This is a genomic window from Actinoplanes utahensis (assembly GCF_016862455.1).
Taxonomy (GTDB): domain Bacteria; phylum Actinomycetota; class Actinomycetes; order Mycobacteriales; family Micromonosporaceae; genus Actinoplanes; species Actinoplanes utahensis.
On the sequence record NZ_BOMZ01000059.1, the window covers coordinates 36,377 to 44,480 of the forward strand.

An 8,104-nucleotide genomic window follows, 5' to 3' on the forward strand; every position below is an offset into this window, starting at 1 on the left:
ATCAGGTCCAACGATCATCGGTGAAGCCGGCATTAGCATCGCTGATGTGGATCCGCACCTGCTGCGCACCTTCGTGGCCGTCGCCGAGACCGGCTCGTTCTCCGCCGCCGCCCAGCGGCTCAGCTACACCCAGTCGGCGGTCTCCCAGCAGATCGCCGCCCTCGAAGCCGACCTGGGCATCCCGCTGCTGACCCGCCGCCCGGTCGCCCTCACCACGGCCGGCGAGCGCCTGCACCGGCACGCCACACTCCTGCTGACCCGGCTCGCCGCGGCCCGCGCCGACGTGACCCGCTCCGTCGCCCCGCCCGGCCGGCTGATCGTCGGGCTCACCCCACTCGCCTGGTCGCCGCGGGTGATGGCGGCGCTGGCCCGGATCCGGGCCGAACACCCCCGGCTGTCCAGCCGGGTGCTCGTCGACGGCCGGGACCGGATCGTCACCGCCGCCGTCACCGGCGAGATCGACCTGGCCCTGGTCGACGGCTTCGCGGCGCCGAGCGATCCGCTGCCGCTGCCGCACCAGCCCCGGGCCGGCGCGATCGGGGCGGGGGAGGAGCCGGCGGTGGTGGCCGTGCCGGCCCGGCATCCGCTGGCCCGCCGGACCGGGGTGAACCTGGCCGACCTGGCCGATGCCGCCTGGATCGACGCGCCAGTGGTGGCGCCCCGCGCACGGCTGCCGGTCGACGGCCTGCGCGCCGGGATGCGTTACGACGGGGGTGACGTCACCGTTCTGATCGGGCTGGCCGAGGCCGGGCAGGGGCTGACCGTGCTGCCGGCCGGACTGGTGGCGGCCCGGCCCGGCCTGGCCGGGGTGCCGATCACCGCGCCCCGGCTGGTGCACCGAATCGAGCTGTTGCGCCCCGAGGACCCCGGCGAGCCGGCGGCCGCCCTCGCCGCGTCGCTGCTCAGGAACCCGTGACGGGGACGCGCAGGCTCTTCAGCAGGGCGATGTCGGCGGCATGGCCCTCGTGCTCGACCGTCGGCGTCTCGACGATGACCGGGACGCCGGCGGTGGCCGGATGCGCGAACAGCTCCGCGAACGGGGCCGCACCGATCCGGCCCTTGCCGATCGTCTCGTGCCGGTCCCGCGTCGACCCGCACTCGTCCTTCGAGTCGTTCGCGTGGATCAGCTGGAGCCGGCCCGGGCCCACCGCCGCGACCAGCGCGTCGAGCGTCGCGGTCATGCCGCCCGGAGTGGCCAGGTCGTGGCCGGCCGCCCAGGCGTGGCAGGTGTCGAAGCAGACACCCATCCACGGGTGGTTCTCCACCGCCGCCAGGTAGGCCTCCAGGTCCTGCACCTTGGAGGCCAGGCTGCGCCCGCCGCCCGCGCTCGGCTCCACCAGGATCCTCGGCAGGCCCTCGGCGGCGGCCCGGTCGAGCAGCGGCAGCAGCGCCTCGCGTACCTGATGGAGGGCCTTGCCGTCGTGCGACTCGTCCACCGAACTGCCCGCGTGATAGACGACGGCGGTCGCGCCGATCGCCCGGCCCCGGTCCAGCGCGTGCGCCAGCGTGGCGACCGATTTCTCCACCGTCAGCTCGGTCGGCGACCCGAGGTTCACCAGCAGCGACGCGTGGATGAAGGCGGGCAGCCCGCGCTCACCGATGCCGTCGCGGAACAGGGTGTCCTGTTTCGGATCGCCGGCCGGCAGCGCCCAGCCCCGGGAGTTGGACACGTACACCTGGAGGGTTTCCGAACCCGCGGCGTCCACGTACGGGAGGGCGGCCTTGGCGAGCCCTCCCGACGTCTTCGTGTGCGAGCCGATCCGTTGACTTACAGGAAGCACGTCAGCTGCACCAAGCTCCCGGGCTCGACCTGGGTGTTCGCCGGCGGGTTCTGCCCGCGGACGGTCGCGTTCGGGTCGATGTTGATCTGGACCTGCAGGCCCATGCCCTGCAGGGTCTGCTGCGCCTGCGGGCACGGCTGGTTGTTGAAGTCCGGCAGCGTCAGCAGCGGCGGGCCGAGGCTGATCTGAAGCTTGACCTCGGTGTTCTTCTCCGCGCCGGTGCCGGCCTTGGGCGTCTGGCTGACGACCTCGTCCCGCGGGCGGTCACTCTCCACCGACTCCTCGACCGCTTTCAGGCCCTTCTCGTTGAGCAACTGGCGAGCCTCGTTGATGTTCTTGCCGACCACGTCCGGTATGTCGATCGGCGGCTTGCCCTTGCTCACCACCAGGGTGACCGTCGCGCCCGGCTTGAGCTTGGTGCCCGCCTTCGGGTTGGTGGAGACGACCACGCCCGCCGGGGCGACGTCGCTGTAGACGCCCGCGCCCTGCTTGACCTTCAGCTTCAGGTCGGCCAGCGCCGCTTTCGCGAACTCCAGCTCCTGACCCTCCAGGTCGGGGACCGCGTGCATCTCGGGACCGAGCGACAGGTTCACCGTGATGGCGTCACCCTTGACGATCTCCTCGCCGGCGCCCGGGGTCTGGCTGACCACGGAGCCCTCGGGGACCTCGGCGCTGTAGACCCCGTCGCCCGCCAGGACGGTGAAGCCCTCCTTGTCGGCGAGCGCGATGGCCTGCGCCTCGGTCATGGTCAGCAGCGTCGGGGCCTCGGTGTATCGCCCCGACGTCACCCACCAGGCGCTGCCCAGGACGACGACGGCCATCACGGCGATCAGCGAGGTCAGCACGACCCGCCGCCGGTCGGCGAAGAAACCGGCCAGGCCGGCGGCCGGCGGCGCAGTCCGGCGGTGCGGCGCGGTGCGGCCGCCCTGCTCCGGCAACCGGGCCCAGGACGGGCGGTGCGAGGCCTGATAGGTGCCGGCCGGGATCTGCGGCACCAGGGCGGTGGCGTCCGCGGCCGGGACGGCGGGCACGATCGCGGTCGCGTCGGCCGGGCGGGGCACACCGGGGACCGGGCGCATGATCGCGGTCTCGGCGTGCGTGACGCCGAGGCCCTCGCGGGCGGCCTGCACCTCGGTCAGCAGCCCGCCGGCGTCGGTGGGCCGGGCGGCCGGGTCACGCCGGGTGGCCCGGGCGACCAGCCGGTCGAGCACCGTGGGCAGGCCGGGAACGATCCGGGAGGGCGGCGGGACGTCGTTGTCGACGTGCTGCCAGGCGACCTCGACGGGTTCGGCGCCGTCGTACGGCACCCGGCCGGTGAGCATCTCGAACAGCACGACGCCGGCCGAGTAGACGTCGGTGCGGGCGTCGGCCTGCCCGGTCTGCACGAGCTCGGGAGCGACATACGCCACGGTGGCCATGAGCTGGCCGGAGTCGTCGACGGTGCTGGCCTCGATGGCGCGGGCCAGACCGAAGTCGGCCACCTTCACCACCGCGTCGACCAAATCCGCGGATCCGCCGCTGGGGGCCTCGGCGACCAGCACGTTCTCCGGCTTGACGTCGCGGTGCACCAGGCCGGCGCGGTGCGCGGCGGCGATCGCGGCGAGCATCTGCTCCAGGATCGCCAGGGCCTCGACCGGGGTCAGCCGGGTGCGCTGGCTCAGCAGATCCCGCAGGGTGCGGCCCTGCACGAACTCCATCACCAGATAGGGGAGCCCCTGATGCCGGCCCTGGTCGTAGACGGCCACCACGTTCGGGTGGGTCAGGCGGGCGATCGTCTTGGCCTCGTCGGTGAAACGGTCGACGAAGTGGACGTTGGTGGCCTGTGACGGGTGAATGATCTTCAGCGCGACGGTGCGCTCAAGCCGCTCGTCGGTGGCCCGGTAGACGGTCGCCATGCCACCACGGGCGACGCGACCGGTGATCCGGTAGCGCCCGTCAATCGTTGTGCCGATCAACGTATCGGCGACTGTGGTGTCCATCGGCGTGAAGTGTATGTGTCTTTCCCGTGAGGGTGTCCCAGGATGTCACAGCTGAGTCCAAACGGGTATCCAGACGCTTCCGACCAGGGGCGATCTCGCTGTCAGTGCCGCTGGCGACGGTGACGGCGGTCACTTCGCTGCCCTGGCGAGCTGGTGTCCGGGGTGGGGGAGAGGCTCGTGTCCGGGCTGGCGGAGGGGGACGGGGAGCCGGAATCCGACACCGAAGGAGTGGGTGACGGCGCGGTCGGCGTCGGCACCGGCGGCGCCTCGCAGCCACAGTCCGGCGACGTGGTGACCTCGGGGATGCCGGTGCGGCCCGGAGCGGGCCGGGCCGCGGCGGGAGGCGCCGGCTTCCGGGCGGCGGCCGGGGCGGCCGGGGCGGCGGGGGCGGTCGTGCCGGGCGGCCGGGCGGGCCCCGGTCCGGTGGCCGCGGTGGCCGCGATGGCTGTGCGCGGCCGGCCGGTGCTCGCGGGGACGCCGCCCATGGCGTCCTCCGTCGCCTCGAAGGCCGGCCGGGCCGGGGCGGCCGCGGGCGGCGCCACCGGGGAGACGCGGTCACCCATCCGGTCGGCGAACGCCGTGGTCGCGACGAGGTACGACCCGGCGGCCCCGCAGAGGGACAGCGCACAGAACGCGGCAACCGCGACAAATCGCCGTGGTGGCCGGGCGTCCGTCTCCACCGGCGGCACGGGCAGGCCGACCAGGGAACCCGGGAACGTCTCCATCCCGGTCGACGTGACATCCGGTCTCGGCGACGACGGCGCGGCCCGGCGCCGGCCCAGGTCGTAACAGATCGACCGCCATGCGCCGGCCATCTCGCCGCGGACGTTGCGCCACAGGCTCATCAACAGTTCTCCGATCCGGTCTGGCACGCTGTACTGGTGACCGATCCCGTAACCCCCGGCCCGGCAGGGTGGATCACCCTGCCGGACGTTTCCGAAAAGCTCGGTGTGACGATCAGCAAGGTGCACCAGCTGATCCGCGAGGGCTCACTGCTCGCGGTCCGCAGAGACGGCGTCCGGGTGGTGCCCGCCGAGCTGGTGGCGAACGCCACCGTGCTCAAGCACCTGCCCGGGGTTCTGACCCTGCTCCATGACGCCGGGTACAACGACGAAGAAGCCCTCAAGTGGCTCTACGAACCGGACGAGACCCTCGACGGCAACGCGGCGATCGCCCTGGGCGGTGACCGCGCCCGGGAGGCCAAGCGGCGCGCGCAGGCCCTCGGCTTCTAGATCAAGACCTTTCTCTGGGTACGGCGGAAGCACCCGGATCCACACGGAGTCCGGGTGCCCGCCCCTTCTCCGGGGCCCGTGCCACTCAGACCGATCGGCGGACCGCCGCGTCCGCCAGCGCCAGCAGCGCCTCGCGTCCCTCGTCCTCGACCGGCGCCGCCTTCAGCGCGGCCAGGGCCTCACCGCTCAGCGCGTCGATCCGCGCCTCGGTGGCGGCCAGCGCGCCCGACTCCCGGATGACCGCCCGCAGCCGTTCCACCCCCGCGTCGTCCAGCCCCGGGTCGCCCAGCGCCCGGTCCAGCTCGGCCCGCCCCGCCGCGCCGAGCGCCTCGAACGCGGCCGCGACCAGGTAGGTCCGCTTGCCCTCGCGCAGGTCGTCGCCGGCCGGCTTGCCGGTCTGCGCCGGATCGCCGAACACACCGAGGACGTCGTCGCGCATCTGGAACGCCTCACCCAGCGGCAGACCGAAGGCCGCGTACGACGCGAAGACCTCCGGACCGGCGCCCGCGAGCGCCGCGCCCAGCAGCAACGGCCGCTCGACCGTGTACTTCGCCGACTTGAACCGGGCCACCTTCCCGGCCCGCTCCCGGGACATCTCCCCGGTCGCCTGGGTCAGCACGTCCAGGTACTGCCCGACGGTCACCTCGGTCCGCATCTGATCGAAGACCGGCCGCGCCCGGGCCAGCTCCGCCAACCCCATCCCGGACGAGTGCAGCATCTCGTCCGACCACACCATGGCCAGGTCGCCGAGCAGCACCGCCGCCGAGTCCCCGAACCCGGCCGCGCCGCCCCGCCAGCCCTCGTCGACGTGCAGCACCTCGAATCGGCGGTGCACCGACGGCTCCCCGCGGCGGGTGTCCGACCGGTCCATCAGATCGTCGTGGATCAGCGCGCTCGCCTGCACCAGCTCCAGCGCCGCGACCGCCGCCACCACCTCGCTGGAATCCACACCGCCGGCGGCCCGGAACCCCCAGTACGCGAACGCCGGCCGCAGCCGCTTCCCCCCGCCCAGCACGAACGCCGACACCGTGTCGGCGACCTCGGCGAGCGCCGGGTCGATCTCCAGCAGGCGGGCCCGCTGGGTGGCGAGGAAACCGGAGAGCGCCTTGTCGACACGGGGCCGCAGACCGGCCCGATCGAGTGGAGAAATCGTCACCCGGCTGACGGTATCGCGTGCCCCCGCGCAGCCGATCAACGGCTGTGCCGGCCGGTACAGTTCGCATATGTCCCTCGGTCTTCCCACCCGGATGCCCGGCGCCCCCGCCGTCGGCGACCTGGTCCGTGGCCCGGCGCCGACGTTCTCGTTCGAGTTCTTCCCGCCCAAGACCCCGGCCGGCGAACAGTTCCTCTGGCAGGCGATCCGCGAGCTGGAGTCACTGCGGCCCAGCTTCGTGTCGATCACCTACGGCGCCGGCGGCACCACCCGGGACACCACCGTCGCCGTCACCGAGCGCGTCGCCACCGAGACCACCCTGCTGCCGATGGCCCACCTCACCGCCGTCGACCACTCGATCGCCGAGCTGCGCAACGTCATCGGCCGCCTGGCCGGCGCCGGCATCAGCAACATCCTCGCCGTCCGCGGCGACCCGCCCGGCGACCCGACCGGCGAGTGGATCGCGCACCCCGACGGCGTGCGCTACGCCGAGGACCTGGTCCGGCTGATCCGCGAGTCGGGCACCTTCAGCGTCGGGGTGGCCGCGTTCCCGTACAAACATCCCCGCTCACCCGACGTGGAGAGCGACACCCGCGACTTCGTCCGCAAATGCCGGGCCGGCGCCGACTTCGCGATCACCCAGATGTTCTTCGACGCCGACGACTACCTGCGCCTGCGCGACCGGGTCGCCGCCGCCGGCTGCGACACGCCGATCCTGCCCGGCGTCATGCCGGTCACCAGGATGGCCACCATCGAACGCTCGGCCGTGCTGTCCGGGGCGCCGTTCCCGCCGGCCCTGCTGCGCCGCTTCGAGCGCCTCGCCGGCGACGAGGAGGCCGTCCGGGCCCTGGGCATCGAGACGTGCGCGGAGATGTGCGCCCGGCTCCTCGCCGAGGGCGTCCCCGGGATCCACTTCATCACCCTGAACAGGTCGACGGCGACCCGCGAGGTCTGGCAGCTCCTGGCGCCCGCCGAGATCGCCACCGCCGCCTGACCCGGCCATGCAGCCCACCCCCACCGACCCGCCGGCCCTGACCGGGGCCGCGGGCGGTGGCGTCCCGCCCGCCAAGCCACCCGCCCCCGAGCCGGCGGGCTCCCCTGCTCCGGCTGCCGGAACCGGCCGGGGTCCTGCCGGAACCGGCCGGGGTCCTGCCGGGGCGGGCATGACCTGGGACGACTATGCCGTGGTGTGGTCGGGGCTGCACGGCGGATTCGATCCCCGGCAGGCGTCACCACTGGTCCGGGGATGGGTGCGGGGGGCGTACCGGATCGGCTCCTGGCTCGCCCGCAACCGGGTCGGGCCGCTCGCGGTGACCCTCGCCGGTCTCGCGCTCTGCCTGGCCGTGCCGCTCGCGGCGCTGACCGGCCCGCCCGGCCTCGCCGCCGGCGCGATCCTGGTGCTGCTCGCGGCGGCCGCGGACGGCCTCGACGGGGCGGTCGCGGTGATCACCGGACGGATCACCCGGACCGGTTTCGTGTACGACTCGGTCGCCGACCGGATCGGCGAGATCGCCTGGCTGGCCGCCTTCTGGGTGGCCGGGGTCCCCGGCTGGCTCACCGTCTGCGCCGGTGCGGCGAGCTGGCTGCACGAGTACGTCCGGGCCCGCGCCACGGCGGCCGGCATGCCCGACATCGGTGTCGTCACCGTCGGCGAACGCCCGACCCGGGTCGCGGTCACCATCACCGGCTGCGTCCTGGCGGCCCTCGCCGCGCTGATCGTTCCCACCTGGACCGTCCCGGTCCTGATCGTCGCCGTCACCGTCTGGCTGACCTTGCAACTGATCGGCCTGGCGCAGTTGACCCGCGCGGTCCGCGCCGCCCTGCGCTGATTCCGCCGCCCGTCCCCGGTGATCGGCGCCTGCCGCGCCGCCTGGCGATTCCCGCCGCCCATCCCGGTGACCGGCGATTCCCGCCGCCCATCCCGGTGACCGGCGATTCCCGCCGCCCATCCCGGTGACC

8 protein-coding genes are annotated in these 8,104 nt (G+C 73.8%); 4 read left to right on the forward strand and 4 right to left on the reverse strand.

Going from position 1 to position 8,104, the window contains the following annotated elements:
• The first annotated feature begins 46 nt into the window (after nucleotides 1-46).
• The gene (locus Aut01nite_RS21775) at nucleotides 47-916 is read left to right on the forward strand and encodes a LysR family transcriptional regulator (RefSeq protein ID WP_043523857.1); all 870 of its coding nucleotides are present in this window, start codon (nucleotides 47-49) and stop codon (nucleotides 914-916) included.
• Here Aut01nite_RS21775 and Aut01nite_RS21780 read toward each other — a convergent pair.
• The 3 genes from Aut01nite_RS21780 to Aut01nite_RS21790 all read right to left on the reverse strand — a co-directional run bounded on the left by Aut01nite_RS21780 (nucleotide 903) and on the right by Aut01nite_RS21790 (nucleotide 4,632).
• Nucleotides 903-1,781, reverse strand: coding sequence for a deoxyribonuclease IV (locus Aut01nite_RS21780; RefSeq protein WP_236642611.1), 879 nt, complete (start codon nucleotides 1,779-1,781; stop codon nucleotides 903-905). The two genes, Aut01nite_RS21775 and Aut01nite_RS21780, sit on opposite strands and share 14 nt — an antisense overlap.
• Nucleotides 1,769-3,760 carry a Stk1 family PASTA domain-containing Ser/Thr kinase gene (pknB, locus tag Aut01nite_RS21785; RefSeq protein WP_043523856.1) on the reverse strand — a complete coding sequence of 664 codons (1,992 nt, stop codon included), beginning with the start codon at nucleotides 3,758-3,760 and terminating at the stop codon, nucleotides 1,769-1,771. Before pknB ends, Aut01nite_RS21780 begins: the two co-directional genes overlap by 13 nt.
• A 101-nt stretch (nucleotides 3,761-3,861) precedes the next feature.
• On the reverse strand, nucleotides 3,862-4,632 hold the full coding sequence (locus Aut01nite_RS21790) for a hypothetical protein (protein WP_152628582.1): 771 nt from the start codon (nucleotides 4,630-4,632) through the stop codon (nucleotides 3,862-3,864).
• Nucleotides 4,633-4,641: 9 nt separating this feature from the next.
• Here Aut01nite_RS21790 and Aut01nite_RS21795 point away from each other — a divergent pair, with 9 nt between their 5' ends.
• A complete protein-coding gene (locus tag Aut01nite_RS21795; RefSeq protein WP_043523854.1) occupies nucleotides 4,642-4,992 on the forward strand; it encodes an Rv2175c family DNA-binding protein in 351 nt (116 codons plus the stop codon).
• Between the two features lie 85 nt (nucleotides 4,993-5,077).
• Here the strand turns inward: Aut01nite_RS21795 and Aut01nite_RS21800 are convergent, their stop codons facing one another.
• Entirely contained in the window at nucleotides 5,078-6,148 is a 1,071-nt protein-coding gene (locus Aut01nite_RS21800; RefSeq protein ID WP_043523853.1) for a polyprenyl synthetase family protein, read from the reverse strand.
• Nucleotides 6,149-6,215: 67 nt separating this feature from the next.
• Here Aut01nite_RS21800 and metF point away from each other — a divergent pair, with 67 nt between their 5' ends.
• Nucleotides 6,216-7,139, forward strand: a complete 924-nt coding sequence (gene metF, locus Aut01nite_RS21805) for a methylenetetrahydrofolate reductase [NAD(P)H] (protein WP_043523852.1) — start codon at nucleotides 6,216-6,218, stop codon at nucleotides 7,137-7,139.
• Nucleotides 7,140-7,308: 169 nt separating this feature from the next.
• On the forward strand, nucleotides 7,309-7,974 hold the full coding sequence (locus Aut01nite_RS21810) for a CDP-alcohol phosphatidyltransferase family protein (protein WP_043523851.1): 666 nt from the start codon (nucleotides 7,309-7,311) through the stop codon (nucleotides 7,972-7,974).
• Nucleotides 7,975-8,104: the final 130 nt, after the last annotated feature.